The organism is Streptomyces sp. MS19 (assembly GCF_047200595.1).
Lineage (GTDB): Bacteria > Actinomycetota > Actinomycetes > Streptomycetales > Streptomycetaceae > Streptomyces.
The window spans coordinates 20,225-36,880 of the sequence record NZ_JBJZOH010000026.1 but is presented as its reverse complement, the minus strand read 5'-3'; the positions used below and the strand labels follow the sequence as shown (position 1 = coordinate 36,880).

Annotated in this window: 10 protein-coding genes and 1 pseudogene; 5 read left to right on the top strand and 6 right to left on the bottom strand. The window is 75.7% G+C overall.

All coding sequences use genetic code 11. From position 1 onward, the window contains the following. Positions 1–91: 91 nt before the first annotated feature. Positions 92–2,260 carry an ROK family protein gene (locus tag ACL02R_RS21805; protein WP_412798653.1) on the bottom strand — a complete coding sequence of 723 codons (2,169 nt, stop codon included), beginning with the start codon at positions 2,258–2,260 and terminating at the stop codon, positions 92–94. Between the two features lie 344 nt (positions 2,261–2,604). Here ACL02R_RS21805 and ACL02R_RS21800 point away from each other — a divergent pair, with 344 nt between their 5' ends. Beyond that, on the top strand, positions 2,605–6,513 hold the full coding sequence (locus ACL02R_RS21800; protein ID WP_412798652.1) for a discoidin domain-containing protein: 3,909 nt from the start codon (positions 2,605–2,607) through the stop codon (positions 6,511–6,513). A 459-nt stretch (positions 6,514–6,972) separates the two neighbouring features. Here ACL02R_RS21800 and ACL02R_RS21795 read toward each other — a convergent pair whose 3' ends face one another. Then, positions 6,973–8,205, bottom strand: coding sequence for a glycosyltransferase (locus ACL02R_RS21795; protein WP_412798651.1), 1,233 nt, complete (start codon positions 8,203–8,205; stop codon positions 6,973–6,975). Between the two features lie 98 nt (positions 8,206–8,303). Further along, positions 8,304–9,896 carry an N-acyl-D-amino-acid deacylase family protein gene (locus ACL02R_RS21790; RefSeq protein ID WP_412798650.1) on the bottom strand — a complete coding sequence of 531 codons (1,593 nt, stop codon included), beginning with the start codon at positions 9,894–9,896 and terminating at the stop codon, positions 8,304–8,306. A 71-nt stretch (positions 9,897–9,967) separates the two neighbouring features. On the opposite strand from ACL02R_RS21790, the gene ACL02R_RS21785 reads away from it, so the two are divergent. Together ACL02R_RS21785 and ACL02R_RS21780 are read left to right on the top strand one after the other, a co-directional pair. After that, positions 9,968–10,369 carry a RidA family protein gene (locus ACL02R_RS21785; protein WP_362967107.1) on the top strand — a complete coding sequence of 134 codons (402 nt, stop codon included), beginning with the start codon at positions 9,968–9,970 and terminating at the stop codon, positions 10,367–10,369. Positions 10,370–10,449: 80 nt separating this feature from the next. Beyond that, a pseudogene (locus ACL02R_RS21780) lies at positions 10,450–10,578 on the top strand (SAM-dependent methyltransferase); the annotation flags it as partial. Between the two features lie 144 nt (positions 10,579–10,722). Here the strand turns inward: ACL02R_RS21780 and manD are convergent. After that, a complete protein-coding gene (manD, locus tag ACL02R_RS21775) occupies positions 10,723–11,952 on the bottom strand; it encodes a D-mannonate dehydratase ManD (RefSeq protein ID WP_412798649.1) in 1,230 nt (409 codons plus the stop codon). A gap of 121 nt (positions 11,953–12,073) precedes the next feature. On the opposite strand from manD, the gene ACL02R_RS21770 reads away from it, so the two are divergent. Next, entirely contained in the window at positions 12,074–12,808 is a 735-nt protein-coding gene (locus ACL02R_RS21770; RefSeq protein ID WP_412798648.1) for a GntR family transcriptional regulator, read from the top strand. Between the two features lie 27 nt (positions 12,809–12,835). Here ACL02R_RS21770 and ACL02R_RS21765 read toward each other — a convergent pair whose 3' ends face one another. Beyond that, positions 12,836–13,327: a cupin domain-containing protein gene (locus ACL02R_RS21765; protein WP_412798647.1), complete on the bottom strand. Its 492-nt coding sequence runs from the start codon at positions 13,325–13,327 to the stop codon at positions 12,836–12,838. 340 nt (positions 13,328–13,667) lie between these two features. Between ACL02R_RS21765 and ACL02R_RS21760 the strand changes: the two genes are divergently transcribed. Further along, complete coding sequence (locus tag ACL02R_RS21760; RefSeq protein WP_412798646.1) at positions 13,668–15,740, top strand: S9 family peptidase; 2,073 nt, start codon at positions 13,668–13,670, stop codon at positions 15,738–15,740. A 52-nt stretch (positions 15,741–15,792) separates the two neighbouring features. Here the strand turns inward: ACL02R_RS21760 and ACL02R_RS21755 are convergent, their stop codons facing one another. Further along, a complete protein-coding gene (locus ACL02R_RS21755; protein ID WP_412798645.1) occupies positions 15,793–16,590 on the bottom strand; it encodes an MBL fold metallo-hydrolase in 798 nt (265 codons plus the stop codon). Positions 16,591–16,656 lie beyond the last annotated feature (66 nt).

Genomic DNA, 16,656 nt, shown 5'->3' with positions numbered 1-16,656 from the left:
GCTTACCGGGGCAGCGAGCAGGGGCATGTCCCCATCGGAAGGAAGCGTTTTAATTGCCGCCCCCGGGACGGAGCCCGAGACGGAGCGCGCCTCATCCCGCCGCGAAGCCACCAGCCCCGCCCCGCGCGTGCGTGCGCAGCCGCGGCACGAAGGAGGCGTGGAAGACCCCGGACGCCGCCCCCATCGCGGCGGCCGACTCGTTCAGCAGCGAGTGCGCCACGTGCACCCGCCGTAGGCTGCGCGCGACCGGGAAGCGGTTCACGGCGGCGGCGATCTCCGTCAGGTACAGGTCCGCCACCTGCGCGGGCACGGCCGGCCCGCCGACCACCAGCGTCGTCGTGTCCAGCAGATCGACCACGCCGATCGCGCCCCGCGCCACCACACGGGCGACCTCCCGCACGGCGCGCACCGCCCGCGGGTCGCCCGCCGCCGCGGCGGCGCACACCCGCCCGTACGAGCCGGCACGCCGCGGCACGTCGAGCCCGGCCGCGACCGCCTTGTCCACCACCGCCGACATCGGCGCGCACTCGGCCACCATCGCCGGGCCGCCCTCCGGCGTGAACCGCCCGACCGCAAGCGCGCACAACTGCCCGAACTCGCCCGCGTTCCCCGTCCGCCCCCGGTACACGTCGCCGTTGAGGAACGCGCCGCAGCCCGCGCCCGTGCCCAGGTACAGGTAGACGAAGTCGCCCGCGCGCTCCGCCGCGCCGATCCAGCGCTCGCCGATGGCCGCCGCGGTGGCGTCCTTCTCGACCGTCACCGGCACGCCGAGACGCGCCGTGAGCGCGGCCCGCAGCGGCACGTCCCGCCAGCCGTCGAACAGCGGCGGGTCCAGGATCACCCCGGCGTCCGCGTCCAGCGGCCCCGGCACCGAGACACCCGCCCCGAGCAGCGTCCCCGCGCCGAACCCCGACGCCCCGACGGCCTCCCGCGCCATCGCGGCGATCCGCCCGATCACCCACTCGGGATCGCTGCGCCCGCGCAGCGGCAGCTGCCGCTGGTCCACCACCCCGCCGCACAGGTCCACCAGCACCTGCGTGACCATCTCCGGGTCGAGGTGGATGCCCACGGCGCAGGCGGCGTCCGCGCGCAGCCGCAGCGGCACCCGCGGCTTGCCCTTGCCCCCGGGCCGGTGGACGTCCTCCACGAGGAACCGCTCGGTCAGCAGGTTGCGCGTGATCCGGGAGACCGCCTGCGGCGTCAGGCCCGTACGCCGCGCGATCTCCACCCGGCTCAGCGCGCCCGCCTCGCGGATCGACTCGATGACCAGCTTCTCGTTGAACGAGCCGAGCGCCGGCTGGTCGAACGCGCGGGGCGCGCGCGGCGGCGGCTCCGGCGCGTCGGCCTCCTCCGGGCGCTGCCACCGCGCCGCCCCCGCGCGCAGCGCCGCCAGCAGCGACTCCAGGGCCGGGCGGGCGGCGCGGGGGCGGCCGAGCAGTTCGAGCAGGCAGAACACCGTCAGGGTGGCCGGCCAGTCCGTGTACTCCTTCGCCCGGTGGACCGTCAGCCCGCCGTCGCCGTCCGGGAGTCCGGTGACGCGGCGGTGGGGGTCCCACAGGAGGAGACGCAGCGGTCCGGCGCCGGGACGCGCCCGGCGCACCGACTCCAGCAGCTCCGCGGGACCGGCGGTGCCGCCGTCGGCCACGCCGGCCGGGCCGCCCCGCGCCCCGGCCGTGACCGCGCCGAGCGCGGCGGCGAACGCCCGCCGTTCGTCGGCCGGGGCGGCGGCCGCGTCACGGACGGGCTCGGCCGTGCTCTCGGCGAGCAGCACGGCGGCCGACCCGCCGTCCCGCCACACGCCGAGCAGCACCGGCCGGTGGCAGGTCAGCGGCGGCGTCAGGGGCAGGGCGACCGGCGCGAGGCGTTCGCCGCCGACGCCCCAGCGGCGCCACACGCCGCCGAGCGCCGTGTGGGAGATGCCCAGGTGGTCGGCGAGGGCGCGCGCCGACCAGGCGCGGCGCGGCGGGGGAGGGCCCGCCAGTGTCGCGGCGACGACGGCCGCCTCGTCGATCCGCGGCGGGCGGCCCGTACGCGGCCGGTGTTCGAGGCCGGACAGGCCCTGTGCCGCGTAGCGGTTGCGCCAGGAGGTGACGGTGGGCCGGGAGACCCCGAGCGCGCGGGCGCTCTCGGAGACGGAGACACCCCGGGCGGCGTCCAGCACGATCCGCGCGCGGACGGACCGGTCGGGCCCGGCCTGCGACCAGGCGAGGAGCGCCTCGCGGTCGGCTCCGGAGAGCGGCAGTTCCTGGTGGTCACGCATGGGCACATCCAACACCCACACCCGGACTGTAAAGCCACTACGTGTCCAATCCGGAGGTGTACCGCCGCACGGTAAGTCTCCTACAGGCCCCCCGAAGGGTCCCATGTGGCGCATGATAGCGCCGAGTTCGGACCGATTTACCGCTCCCGGAGCATTGACTTAGTCAATCCATTGGATTTACATGACCCCCGTCACGGCGCTTCGAAGGGGACCGCATGACCACTCGCGACCGGCCGCCACCACCGAGTTCCGCCTCCTCCTCCGCGCGCCGGCAGGACCACGCCGCACCCGTGCCTCACGCACTCTCCGCCTGAGCCCGCCCCGTTCCTACCGGGAGGTAGACCGTGCATTCCCCGCCCACGCCCACCACGGGACCGCCCAGATCGCGCGCCGCCACGATCCTGGTGCTGCTGCTGTCCCTGGTGCTCGTCCCCGCACTGCCCGCCGCGCACGCCGCGCCGCCACCCGTCGGCCGGCTGATGTACCCCCAGGGTCTCGGCGCCGACCTCGGCGAGGAGCCGCGCACCCTGGGCATCGACGCCTCGGCGGGCCAAAACCCCGCCGGGCTGCGCACCGGTGAGCTGGACGGCCGCGGCTTCTGGGCCACCGACATCGCCGCGGGAACGGGCGAGCTGGCGTTCGCGTTCGACGAGGACTGGCTCACCGACCTGCCGGGCGGCAGCCTGCTCGGCGCCGGCGTCACCTACCGCGACGCGGGCGAGGGCGACCTCGTGCTGACCGCGGGGGACGCCGTCCGGCGGATCGCCCTCACCGGCTCCGACACGTGGCGCACCGCCGCCATCGAGGTCCCGGCCGCCGGCGCCTCGGGGCTCGTCCTCACCGGCGAACAGGACGGCGAGGCCGCCGACATCACCGTGACCGCCCTGCGCGTCAGCGCCGTCGGCGCGTCGGCCCGGCTGGGCGCCTCCCTCGACACCAGGGCCCTGTCCGTCCGCGCGGGCGACAACCCGGACGCGCTGGTCACCGGCTCGCACGACGGGCGCGGCTTCTGGCGCACCGACCAGGCGGGCGGCACCGGGTTCTTCTACGCGAGCGTGGACGATACCTACGCGTACGACCACACGGGTCCGGTCCTCGTCAGCGTCGACTACCTGGACGAGGGCACCGGCGGCTTCCTGCTGCACTACGACTCCCCGGGCGACGAGCTGATCGACCGCTTCCGGCCCACCCAGGTCGTACCGCTGACCGGCTCGGGCGAGTGGCGCACCCACACGTTCGCCCTGGACGACGCGATCCTCACCAACCGCTCCAACGGCGCGGACTTCCGGGTCGCCGCCGAGGGCGGCGACGTGAGCGTGGCCGCCCTGCGCGTCACCGCGCTCGCCGCCGGGCTGGAGCCCGCCGCCGGGCTCGACCGCTTCGTCGACACGGCGCGCCGCACCCTGGACGCCGCCCGCGAGGGCGACCGCGACGGGCAGTACCCCGCGGGCGCCAAGGACGACCTGGCCGCCGCCATCGCGGCCGCCGCCGAGACCGCCGGGCAGGATGACCTGACCGGCGAGCAGGCCAAGGCCGCCCTCGCCGCCCTGCGCGAGGCGCTGGTCACCTTCGAGTCCCTCGCCGTCGACACGAACCTCGCGGGCGGCGCCACCGCGACCGCGAGCAGCGGCGGCGACCCGGCCGCCGCCGTGGACGGCGACCCCGGCACCGCCTGGGTCAGCGGCACCGGCGGCGACGGCGAGTGGCTGACCCTCGACCTCGGCCGCAACCGGCGGATCAACGACGTACGGGTCACTTTCGGCGCGCGCCTGTCCACGGCGTTCGAGGTCCAGGTCTCCACCAACGGCCGGAACTTCCGCACCGTCAGGCTCGCCGGCGGCACCGAGCCGAACCGCGAGGTCCGCCTGCGCCTCGACACCGTCAAGGCCCGGTACGTGCGCCTCGCCCTGACCGGCTACATGGAGGCGGCCGACACCCAGACGGTCTCCGAGGTCGAGATCCGGCAGGAGCGCACCGTCACCCCGCGTCCCCGCCTGGTGGACACCCGCCACTCCTCAGAGGGCTGGATCGTCGCCGACTTCGACGCCCGCCGCTACGGCGCCGACCCCACAGGCCGCGCCGACTCCACCGCCGCCATCCAGCGGGCCATCCACGACTGCTACGACGCGGGCGGCGGCACCGTCTGGCTCCCCGCCGGGACCTACCGCGTCACCGACACCGTCGAGGTCTTCGCGTTCTGCACCCTGCGCGGCGACCGCCGCGACCCCGACACCCGAGGCCGCGACTACGGCACCGTCGTCACCGCCGACCTCCCGCCGGGCGACGAAGGCCCGGTCCTCTTCCGCATCGGCGGCAGCGCCGGGGTCTCCGGCCTGACCACGTACTACCCGGAGCAGGACGCCGCCGACCCGATCCCCTACAACTACACGTTCCAGATCCCGGGGCGCGCCTGGGCCGGCGACGAGAACTACATGATGAGCACGGTCTCCGACGTGACCATGCTCAACTCCTACCGGGGCATCGGCCTCAGCACGATGGCCAACGACCGGGGCCAGGCGCCGTCGAGCGGCCAGGTCCACGAGTCGGCCACCGTGCACAACGTCCGCGGCACCGCGCTGTTCGAAGGCGCCACCGCCTACAACGGCGCGGACGTCGGCACCTGGGAGAACATCGTCTTCGACAACTCCTACTGGGCCGACGCCCCCGCCGCCTACGACCCGCCCGCCCGCGCGACCCTGGACGCCTGGACACGCGCCAACGGCACCGGACTCACCCTCGGCGACCTGGAGTGGGACCAGTTCCACCGCGTCAGCGTCTCCGACTACCGCACCGGCATCCACGTCGTACCGGGCCAGCGCGCCGAGTTCACCGGCTCGTTCCTGGAGACGGAGGTCCGCAGGACCGACACGGCGCTCCTGGTCGACGGCATCGACGACCGCTGGGGCATGCAGCTCGCCGACAGCGTGCTGGAGGGCAGCGTCGCCGCCGTGGACAACAACGCGGGCGGCTACGTGAAGCTCACCGGCGTCGAACTGACCGGCGCCGTCGAGGGCACCGTCCACCGCCTCACCGGTGAACTGCCCGAGCGCCACGAGGTCGCGCCCGCCCCGCAGGCCAGGCGCGGCGTGCTCTACGACGTCGACGCCCCGCACGGCGTGGGCGTCCTGCCCGGACGCGACGCCACCCGCGCCATCCAGGGCGCGCTCGACCGGGCAGGACGCGCCGGGGGCGGCATCGTCTACCTGCGGGCCGGCTGGTACCGCGTGGACGGCCACCTCGACGTCCCGCGCGGCGTCGAACTGCGCGGCGCGTCCGCCGGCCCCAACCGCGACCTGCTCGGCTCCAGCGGCGGCACGGTCCTGATGGCGCGCGAGGGCCGCGGGATCGAGGACGCGGCGACGGCCACGGCGTTCCTCACCCTCTCAGGGAACGGCGCGGGCGTCAGCGGCCTGCGCGTCTTCTACCCGGAGAACAGCGCCGCCCCGGCCGGGGGCGTCGCGGCCTACCCGTACGCGATCCGCGGCGACGCCGACGGCGTGTACGTCGTCAACGTCGGCCTGCCCAACGCCTGGAACGGCGTGGACATGGGCGACAGCGACGACTTCCTCGTCCGCAAGCTGGCCGGCGCCTACTTCAACGCGGGCATCCGCGTCGGCGCGTCCGAGGACGGCCGGATCGAGGGCGTCCTGTCCAACGGCAACGCCACCGCCCGCGTCGGCTACGCGCTCGCCGGATGGGGCCTGGAATCGAGCATCTTCCCGCAGGTCATCGACCGGTACACCCGGGCGCGGTCCGACCTGGTGACGGTGGACGGCGCGCGCGGCCTGCGGCTGCTCGATGTCTTCGGCTACGGCTACCGCAACGGCCTGGTCGTCACCGCGGGCGAGGCGACCGCGCAGAACCTCGGCACCGACAACCTCAACGAGAACGGCGTCGTCGTCGGCGCCGCGGAGGACACCGACGTCACGGCCGTCAACCTGGCCCGCTACAACGGCGCGACCAGCGGCGGACCCGTCCGCCTGGTCAACGTGATGGCCATCAACATGGTCAGCGACCCGGTGCGCGCCGAGGCGGAACCGGCCGCGGGCGGCACCGTCACCCTGGGCGGCCACCAGGTCGAACCGGGACGCTGGGAACGCGGCAGCACCGTGACGGCCACGGCGGAGGCGGCACCGGGGTACCGCTTCGACCACTGGACGGCGGACGGGGAAGCCCTGGACGGCGGCGCGTCGCTGACCCTCACGGCCGACGGCCCGCTCGACCTCGCCGCCCACTTCACCACCACCGGCTGACACCACCGGCCAGCCACCCCACCCCCCACCACCGCCCCCTCCCACGCACCCCGGGAGGGGGCGGTGCCTCGCTGCCGGGACGCCGCCCGGAACCAGAGGCAGACCCGCCCAGCCCACCGACCGGACCGCGCCGGCTGCGCCACGACCAGCAGGTGTCTTCCGCAGATCGGTTCCGGCGCAAGCGTCCCGACCGCCCACGCGGCACCGGCCGTTGACGCGGCAGGCCGTCCGGCAGCACCCATCTGTGCGGAGTCGTCGAGTCGGGCGACGCCGCGCCCGTACCGCCGACATCGCGTCGGCTCTGCCACAACCAGGGCGCGTTTTGCGGGACTTGTCGGGTCGGACCGCGTCGTCGGATGCGGTGGCCCGCAGCTCGTACTCGCGCGATGCGACAACGCGGCGAGGCTCCTCCAGAAGACGCGCCTGAGGTTGCAGCGCTGGGACGCCTCGGCGCCCGCGTCACATCCGCGCCGGCGCGGACGGCGACGGTACGGCCGCCGTGCGCCGGGCGCGCGCGGCCAGCGCCTCCAGATCGGCGGGCGCCCGCCCGATGTCCGGCAGCGCCAGCACCGCGCGCTGCGCACGGCGCGCCCGCGCCACCGTGTCCGCGTCGCCGAGCACCCCCTCGAACGCGGCGGCCAGCGCCGCCGGGCGCGTGTCGGTGAGCCGGACCCCGAGCCCCAGCTTCTCGACACGCCGCGCGTTGTGCGGCTGATCCCCGAAGTTCGGCAGCACCGCCATCGGCGTGCCGGTGCGGATCGCCTCGCGCACACCGTTGTACCCCCCGTGGTGCACGAACAGGTCGGCGCACTCCAGCAGCAGCGGCTGCGCGATCCGCTCCGCCAGCCTCACGTAGGGCCCCGGCTCCACCCCGTCCAGCGGCATGCCGCCCGTCGCGACGACCGCCGCGCACCGCATCCGGGACAGCGCGGCGACGATCGCCGCCAGCGCCCCCGCCGGGTCCGTGATCCCCTCGGGCAGCCGCCCGCCGCCCGTCATGGCGCGCACCATCGGCAGCGCCGTCCCGAAGGCCACCACCACCAGCGGCCGCCCCGCCGGGAGCCGCGCCACCCAGCCGGGCAGCGCCGCCGCGCGGTCCACCGCTGTGGTCTGCCGGTACGCGAGGACCGGCCCCGGACGCGCCGCGAACGACCAGTCGGGCGGCAGGAAGTCCAGCCGCCCGTACGGGTACAGCGACGCGGGCCCGTCCCCCGGCGGCAGGCCCAGCCGTTCGCGCGCCCGGTCGAGCGGCGCCAGCAGCGCCGCCGGGTCGGCGACGTTCGCGAACCCCGAGGGGATCGGCACCTGCGCGATGCCCAGGCGTTCGGCGAGCAGGCACCCCGCCATGTCCATCCCGTCCCGCACCAGCAGGTCGGGCCGCACCTCGCGCGCCAGCCCGGCCAGGACGTCCCAGGTCGCGGGCAGGTACCGCTCGGCGAGCACGCGCGCCAGCACGCCGATGCGCCCGTTCTCACCCGCGTCCCCCGCCCCCCGGGACATCTCCTCCCGGTCCATGAACGGCAGTGGCGGCAGGACGGGCACCACCGTCACGTCGTCTTCCGCGAAGACGGGCGCCACCGGCTCCGTCGCCGCCACGGTCACCGCGTGTCCGGCACCGGCCAGGGCACGCGCCAGGGGCAGCAGCGCCCGCCCGTGCGAGGGCGAACCGACGGCCGTGCACAGGACGCGCATCACTGTTCCTCCGGGCGGGGCGGCGAGTACGCCCGGACCCTGCCCAGCCCCGTCCGCGCCCGACCCGAACCGGCCCCGACATCACCCGAACCGGTGAGTCATCGCGTCACACCGTCGGGTCCCCGCCGCAGCGCCCGGCCGGGCAGCGCCCCCGTGTGCCGCCCGCAGTCCATCACCGTCACCCCCGCCACCAGTACGTACGCGATGCCCTCCGCCACCTGCCGCGGCTCCTCGAACGTCGCCGTGTCCCGCACCGTCCCCGGATCGAACAGCACCAGGTCCGCGTGGCAGCCGGGCGCCACCCGCCCGCGCCCCGCAAGACGCAGCCGCCGCGCCGGACGCCCCGTCAGCCGCGCCACGCACTCCTCAAGCCCCAGCACGCCCTCGTCCCGCACGTAGTGCCCGAGGTAGCGCGGGAACGTGCCCCAGGCCCGCGGGTGCGGGCGCTCGGCGGCGAGCAGCCCGTCGCTGCCGCCCATGTGCACCGGATGCCGCATGATCGCGCGGACGTTCTCCTCGTTCCCCACCAGCTGGAGGATCGTCGTGGACAGCCCGTCCCCGAGCAACAGCGCCACGAACACGTCGAACGGCGCACGCCCCGACTCCGCCGCGAGCCGGTCCACGGTCCTGCCCACCGCCGCCGCGTCGCGCGAACCCGAGATCCGGATCGTGCCCCACTCGACCGGCACCCCGTGGCAGCCGTCCGACCCGTCCACCTCCAGGGCACGCCGTACGCGCGGCAGCGCCGCCGGGTCGCGCAGCCGCGCCAGCGTGGCGTCCGGGCCGCCCTCGGACGCCCAGCTCGGCAGCAGCGCGGCGAGGGTCGTCGAGCCGGGCAGGTACGGATAGGTGTCCAGGGTGACGTCCAGGCCGTCGCGCAGGGCGGCGTCGAGCAGCGCGAGCAGTTCGGGCGCACGCCCCCTGTTGACGCCGAAGTTCAGCGTGGCGTGCGTGAGGTGGAGCGCGCAGCCCGAGGCGCGCGCCACCTCGATCATCTGGGCGTACGCGGTGAGCGCCCCGGCGCCGTACGAGCGGTGGTGCGGCGCGTAGAAGCCCCCGTGGCGCGCCACGACCCGGCACAGCTCGGTCAGTTCGGCGTCGTCCGCGTACATCCCCGGCGCGTACGTCAGCCCGCTCGACATGCCGACCGCGCCCTCCCGCAGCCCGGTGGCGACCAGTTCGCGCTGCCTGTCCAGCTCGGCCGGGGCAGGCGGCCGGTCGTCCCAGCCCATGGCGAGCATCCGCACCGAGCCCTGCGGCACGAGGTAGCAGGCGTTGACGGCGATGCCCGCGTCGAGCCGCCGCAGGTAGCCCGCGACGCTCCGCCAGTCCCACTCCACGCCGGGCGGATCGCCGTTCCACCCGGCGACGGCGCGCCGGATCTGCGGGAGGGTGCGGTCGTCGGCCGGGGCGTACGACAGCCCGTCCTGCCCCAGCACCTCGCACGTGACGCCCTGGCTGACCTTCGCCAGGTGCCCTGGGTCGGTCAGCAGGCCCAGGTCCGAGTGCGCGTGCATGTCGACGAAGCCGGGGCACAGCACCAGGCCCGCCGCGTCGACCACCCGCCGCGCGGCCGGGAACGGGCCGCCGACGTCCTCGATCATGCCCCCGGTGACCGTCACGTCGGCGACGCGGCCCGGCGCCCCCGTACCGTCGACCACGGTGGCGCCCCTGATCAGGAGATCGGCCATGCCGTCACCGCCCTCTCGTCACCCCATAGGGTAGGTGCCGCACAGACGTTGACCAGGAGAGAGGTACGGCGATGGCCGACAAGGAGCAGATCCGCGCCGAGGGCGCGCCGGCACCCGCGCACGGGTTCTCCCAGGGCGTCAGGAAGGGGCCGCTGCTCCAGGTCTCGGGCCAGGGCCCGCAGGACCCGGCCACCGGCGAGTACCTCCACCCGGGCGACGTGGCCGCGCAGACGCGCCGGACGCTGGAGAACGTCCGCGCCGTCCTCCTGGCGGGCGGCGCCGACGTCGAGGACGTCGTCATGTTCCGCGTCTACCTCACCGAGCGCGCGCACTTCGCGGCGATGAACGAGGCGTACCGCGCGTTCGTCGAGGAGAACTGCCCCAGTGGCATCCTGCCGAGCCGCACCACCGTCTTCGTCGGCCTGCCGCACGAGGCCATGCTCGTGGAGATCGACGCCCTCGCCGTCGTCTGAGACACATCCCTCGCCACGGCGGGCCGTTCCGGGCATCGTGCGCCGGCGTGGCCCGGGGCCACGACACGCCCGGCACCGGCATGTTCGCGCCTGAGGCCCTGGGACCGGCCGTGGACCGCCTGGCCGGACTCGCCGCGGGCGGCCCCGCACTGGAGTCCGCCGTCGGCACCGGCCGGGTGGCCGTCCCCCTGGCGCGCCCCGCGCCGCCGCCGCGTTCGCCCGGCTCGGCGTCCCCGTCAAGGAGATGACGGGCGGCTACGGGTACCGGGTCCGCGAGGGCTTCCCCGTCCGCACGGCCACCGGCCTCGTCCGCCGCCCCGCCCGGGATATCGGCTGCGCCTGCTGACCCCGCCTCACCAGTCGTGCACGGTGCCGTCCGTCAGCCGGTTCACGGGGAGGTACGCCGGGGCGTACGGGAAGCGCGCCGCGGCCTCCTCGTCCAGCGTGACGCCGAGCCCGGGGGTGTCCGAGGGGTGCAGCAGGCCGTCCTCGAAGGTGTACGACGTGCGGAACACCTCCAGCGTGTCGGGGGAGTGGCGCATGTACTCCTGGATGCCGAAGTTGTGCACCGCCAGGTCGAGATGGAGCGCGGCGGCCTGCCCGACCGGCGAGATGTCGGTCGGGCCGTGCATGCCGGACCGCACGCCGTACACCGCCGCCATGTCCAGCAGCTTCTTCATCGCCGTGACGCCGCCGGTGTGCGTGACGGCCGAGCGCACGTAGTCGATCAGCCGCTCCTGGAGCAGCGGCGTGTAGTCGTGCACCGAGTTGAAGACCTCGCCGATGGCCAGCGGTGTCGTCGTGTGCTGCCGGATCAGCCGCAGCGCGGTCGGGTCCTCGCCCGGGGTGGCGTCCTCCAGCCAGAACAGGTCGTACGGCTCCAGGGCCTTGCCGAGCTTCGCGGCCTGGACGGGCGTCATGCGGTGGTGCCCGTCGTGCAGCAGTGGCAGCTCCGGGCCGAACTCGTTGCGCACCGCCTCGAAGACGGACGGGACGTGCCGCAGGTACGCGCGGGTGTCCCAGGCCTCCTCCACCGGCAGCGCCGTGCGCCGCGCGGGCTCGTAGTCGTACCGGTCGCCGCCCCCGGCCGCCGACGCGGCGACGCCGTACACCGAGTCCAGGCCCGGGATGCCGGTCTGGACGCGGATGGCGCGGTAGCCCGCGTCGAGGTGGGCGCGTATCGAGTCGAACAGCTCGGGCACGTCCCGGCCCGACGCGTGGCCGTACGCGAGGGCGCCGCGCCGTGACGCGCCGCCGAGCAGCTCGTACAGCGGCATCCCGGCGGCCTGCGCCTTGATGTCCCACAGGGCGGTGTCCACGGCGGCGATGGCGGCCATGGTCACGGGGCCGCGCCGCCAGTACGCGCCCCGGTAGAGGTACTGCCAGGTGTCCTCGATGCGCCGGGCGTCCCTGCCGGTCAGCAGCGGCTCGACGTGCTCCGTCAGATAGGCGGCGACGGCCAGCTCGCGGCCGTTGAGCGTCGCGTCGCCCAGGCCCGTGATCCCGTCGGACGTGGTGATCCTCAGCGTCACGAAGTTGCGTCCCGGACTCGTGACGACGGTCCGCACCGACTCGATGCGCATGGCGGCCCTCCCGCTGGCTCGTTCCCTGCCGGTCCGGTCCGTCCGGCCGACCCGATCGGAAAAATCCTATAGGATCGTGATCCCGGCCCGACGGGGGCCGCGCCGGACCGAGGAGCAGCCGATGACCCACCCCACCGGCCCCGGCGGGGCGGCAGACGACCCCTGGGCCAGGGCCTCGGGCGCGATGCCGCGGCGGCGCGCCCTCGCCGAGCACACCTACGAGGCGATCCGCTCCCTCCTGATGGACCAGGTCCTGCGGCCGGGCGAGCGGGTCAACATCGACGAGGTCGCGCGGCGCCTCGACGTGTCGCCCACGCCGGTGCGCGAGGCCCTGTCCCGGCTGGAGAGCGAGGGCCTTGTCACCAAACGGGCGCTCGCCGGGTTCACCGCCACCCCGCTGCTCGACGCGCGCGGCCTCGCCGAACTCTTCGACCTGCGCCGCTACCTGGAGGAGCCCGCCGCGTCCGCCGCCGCGCGCCACCGCGACGACGCCGACCTCGCCGCCCTGCGCGAGCTGTGGCAGGGCGCGCGGGAGCCGTTCGACGGCGGCCGGTACGCGCACTACCGCGACTTCGCCCTGTGCGACGCCGGGTTCCACGACCGTGTCGCGGTGGCCGGCGGCAACGTCTTGCTCCGCGAGACCCTCGCCCGCCTCCAGCCCCACACCCACGTCTACCGGCTCCAGCTGCGCGTCGGCGGCCAGGAGCAGACGTACGCCGAGCACCGCGACGTGCTCGACGCGATCGCCGCGGGCGACGGCCGGGCCGCCGCGCGCGCGATGCGCGTCCACCTCGACGAGGCGGAGAAGCGGCTGCTGGCCGTCCTGCAACGGGAGGGCGGCGGCGCGCCGTCCTGACCGCCCGGCTGTCCCTGGCCGCCCGTGTCAGCCGGGCGGCAGGGCCGCGCCGCAGCGGGCGCAGTACAGCGCGTCCGCCTCCCGCACCCGCCGCCCGCAGGCCGCGCAGCCGGTCGCGGCCACCGCCGGGACGCCGCCCACCGGCCGCGCCGGGCCCTGCCGGATGCTGAGCCCCTGCCGCCTGCGGTGGACGGTCAGATGGGCCATGCCCTGCGCCCCCGCCGACAGCGCACGGCTCGTTCCCCGGGGCAGCGCCACGAGGCTGCCGGGCGACAGGTCCACGGCGCCCTCGTCCGTCCGCAGCCGCCCGTCGCCGCCGACCACGTACAGCAGGACGTCCACGTCCGGCTCGACATGGGCGGGAACCTCCGTGCCCGGCGCGAGCCGGATGACATTGGCGTCCAGCTGCCGGTCCCCCTCGGACAGCCGCCACACGGCGCCGCTGCGCGCGGGCGGTTCCTCCCCGAGCAGCCTGTCCATCCGGGCCAGCACGTCGGGCGACGTCCGTCGGGACTGCACGTCTCGTTCCTCTCCGGTGCGGCCGGTCCGCGCCACCGCGGACCCCGAGGGGCTGTCCCTCTGCTGTCCGCCGGAGCCGGCACCGCGCAAGGCCGCCCGCATGTCCCGTACGAGCCCCCCGCCGCGCGATGTGCCGCACCGGCCGCCGCGCCCCTGCCCCGGCGGGCGGTGCCCGCACCGGGGGAGACCGGCCCGCCCATGGTACGGGCCGTCCGCGCCGCCGCCGTCCGGCACCGGCCACGGGGTGGCCGGTTCTCGCCACCGGGGCCGCCACCGCGCGGCGGAATACGCCCGCGAAACGGCATGGAAACCCGTCAGTGCCGGGTGATAAGAAGACGGAATGACGAAAAGCCCTGATCAGGACGCCGCACCCGGCACCGCCTTCCACGACCTCGACTCCTACGCCGACCTGCCGCGCGTCGGCGGCCTGGCGCTGTCGCCCGACGGCAGCCGCCTCGTCGTCACCGCCGCGACGCTCGACAGCGAACGCGCCCGGTTCGTGCCGGCCCTGTGGGAGATCGACCCCGAGGGCGGACGCCCCGCCCGGCGCCTGACCCGTGGTGACAAGGCCGTCTCGGGCCCGGTCTTCGCCCCCTCGGGCGACCTGCTGTTCGTCTCCTCGCGCCCCGCCCCCGGCGACTCCGACCCCCAGGACGCGCCCGCGCTGTGGGCCCAGCCCGCCGCGGGCGGCGACCCGCGGCTCGTCGCCGCCCCCGCGGGCGGCGTGAAGGCCGCCCTCGCCGGCGCCTCCGGCACCGTCGTCATCGCCTCGGAACTGCTGCCGTCCGCCACCGGCACCGACCACGACGCGGAGCTGCGCGAGGCACGCAAGAAGGCCAAGGTCACCGCGATCCTGCACGAGGCCACGCAGACGCGCCTGTGGGACCACGACCTCGGCCCCGCCACCACCCGCCTCCTCACCACCGGGCTCCCCGACGACGCCGCCCCGGACGCCGCCCCCGCGTCCCCCGAGGACCTCACCGGCCACGTCGGCGCCGCACTCCACGACGACGGCGGCTGGGACCTCTCCCGCGACGGCGGCACCGTCGCCGCCGCCTGGATGGTCCCCGAGGAGGGCGGACGCCAGCGCCTCACCCTCGTCGCCGTCGACACGGCGACGGGCGAGCGCAGGACGCTCCTCGACGATCCCGCGATCGGCGAGGTGATCGCGCCCCGCATCTCCCCGGACGGCACACGCGTCGCCGTCGTCGTCTCCAGCCGCCTCGACCCCGAGGTCGCCGTCGAGGAGTGGCTGGCCATCGTCCCCCTGGACGGCGGCCCCGTACGCCACCTCACCAAGGAGTGGGACCGCTGGCCCCACACCCCCGCCTGGACCCCCGACGGCTCGGCCCTCGTGCTGTCCGCCGACGACAACGGCCGCTCGCCCCTGTGGCGCGTGGACGCCGAGACCGGCGAGACCACCCGGCTGACACCCGACGACGGCGCCTACAGCGACCCGCACGTGTCGCCCGACGGCCGCTGGGTCTACGCCGTGCGCTCCGCCATGGACGCCCCGCCCGCGCCCGTCCGCGTACCGCTCGACGCGCCCGGCCCGTTCCAGCCCCTCCCCGGCCCGGCCGACGCGCTGGGCCGCCCGGCCACCCTGCCCGGCCGGCTGACCGAGGTCACCACCACCGCCGAGGACGGCACCCCGCTGCGCGCCTGGCTGTCCCTCCCCGAAGGCGCCTCCGCCGACAACCCCGCCCCGCTCCTGCTCTGGATCCACGGCGGCCCGCTCGGCTCGACCAACGCCTGGTCCTGGCGCTGGAACCAGTGGCTCGCCGTCGCCCGCGGCTACGCCGTCCTCCAGCCCGACCCCGCCCTGTCCACCGGCTACGGCAACGCCTTCATCCGCCGCGGCTGGGGCCAGTGGGGCGGCACCCCGTACACCGACCTGATGTCCCTCACCGACGAGGCCGAGCGCCGCTCCGACATCGACGGCAACCGCACCGCGGCGATGGGCGGCTCGTACGGCGGCTACATGGCCAACTGGGTCGCGGGCCACACCGACCGCTTCGACGCGATCGTCACCCACGCCTCCCTGTGGACGCTGGAGCACTCGATCCGCGTCAGCGACTACGCGTATGCCTTCGCGGAGGAGTTCACCCCCGAGATGGCCGACGAGTTCTCGCCGCACCACGGGATCGGCAAGATCACCACGCCGATGCTGGTCATCCACGGCGACAAGGACTACCGCGTCCCGGTCGGCGAGGGCTTCCGCCTGTGGGCCGACCTCCAGGCCAAGGACGGCCGCGCGGACGGCACCAGCCCGCACAAGTTCCTCTACTTCCCCGACGAGAACCACTGGGTCCTGACGCCCAACCACGCCACGGTCTGGTACGAGACCGTCTTCGCCTTCCTCGCGCAGAACGTGCTCGGCGAGGAGTGGAAGCGCCCCGGCCTGCTGGGCTGACGCCGCCCGCCAGGGGCCGCCCGGCCACGCGCCGGGCGGCCCCGCTCAGCGTTCACCGCACCCCGCTGCCCGGGACGAGCACCGTCCCGTCGAACGGCGCCGCCGCCCCCACCCGGGCGAGGATCGCGTCCAGCTCCGGCCCCGGCGGGTTGGCGCAGCCGAGCGCCACGGCGACGACCTGCGTACGCGCGCCGACCGCCCCCCGTTCCCGCAGCGCCGCGACCGTCCGCGCGAACGCCGCCAGGTCGTGGTGCTGCCCGTCGCCGCGCCGCAGCCCGTCGTTGCAGTCGAGCAGCACGAAGTCGTAAGGCGCGTGCGCCACTTCAGGCAGCCGCGGCCCGGTGTCCCAGGCGGCGAGCAGGCGGTCGTCCACCGAATACAGCAGCGCCGGGCCGACGTACGGGTCGCCGCGCCAGTGGTCGGCGGCGAACGCGCGCACCCGGTGGCCGCTCGCCAGCCGCACTGTGTCCCCCGCCAGCAGCGGCGTCCACGTGACGGGCGCCCCGGGCGCCACCCAGTCACGGCACAGGTCGAGCGCCGCGGGCGGCCCGGCCACCTCCAGCGGCTCCGCCACCTCCCGGCGCGCCTGCGCGTACTGCCGCCACAGCAGCGGCTGCGGATCGGCGTGGTCCGGATGCGCGTGCGTGAACAGGACGGTCCGCACCTCGTGCAGCGGCACGCGCGCCCGGCGCGCACTGCCCGTGTCGATCAGCAGCGTGCCGTCGACCAGCACGCTCGTCTGCCCGCGCTCGGCACCGGGAGTCTCCCGCGCCCAGGCGCACGAGCGGCACACGCACCAGGGGTTGGGCCATCCGTCGGCCGAGCCGGTCCCCAGCAGCCGGATCTCCACGCCCGCCCCCACCCCCGCACCCGCACATCAGTTCCCCGGCCATCATGCACGGCTCCTCCGGACGCC